The organism is Desulfosporosinus sp. OT (genome assembly GCF_000224515.1).
Lineage (GTDB): Bacteria > Bacillota > Desulfitobacteriia > Desulfitobacteriales > Desulfitobacteriaceae > Desulfosporosinus.
Genome location: NZ_AGAF01000031.1, coordinates 1 through 521 on the forward strand (window position 1 = coordinate 1; position 521 = coordinate 521).

The window sequence follows — 521 nt, forward strand, 5'->3', positions numbered from 1 at the left end:
GGGTGAATTCATCGTCTTTTATGCCCAAATCCCTAATGGCCTGGGCATAGCCGGCAATGGTGGTAATGGGGGTCTTGAGTTCATGGGTCACATTATCAAAGAAGCGTTTATTTTCTTGCTGGACTTGCTCCAAAACGTCTTTGTCATGCTGGATGACGGCAATCTGCTCTCGGATCTTTTGGACCATCATTTTGAAACGGGCCGCCAGGTAACCGATTTCATCCTGTAAACGAATGTTTAAATTGGGGTTATAATTACCCTGGGAAACCTCTTCTGCAGCCTTGGCCAGCGTTTTGATGGGTTTGGTGATTTGGGCGGAAATGAGGTAGGAGGCTATGGAGATAATGGCGAAAATCAAAGCGGCAAAAAGACTGATCATATTCATAAACTTCCGGTTGTCTTCATACAACCGGGTGTAATCTTTGACATAGCGGATGACCCCGCCGGCTGGTTTTCCTATGGGATAAGAGAGGCTGACCAGTACCCGCCCGTTCAGATCATTGGTTGTATAGGCTATTTCA

1 protein-coding gene is annotated in these 521 nt (G+C 46.6%); it reads right to left on the reverse strand.

From position 1 onward, the window contains the following. A partial coding sequence (locus DOT_RS02695) for a HAMP domain-containing protein (RefSeq protein WP_040411066.1) occupies window positions 1-521 on the reverse strand: 521 nt, incomplete at both ends.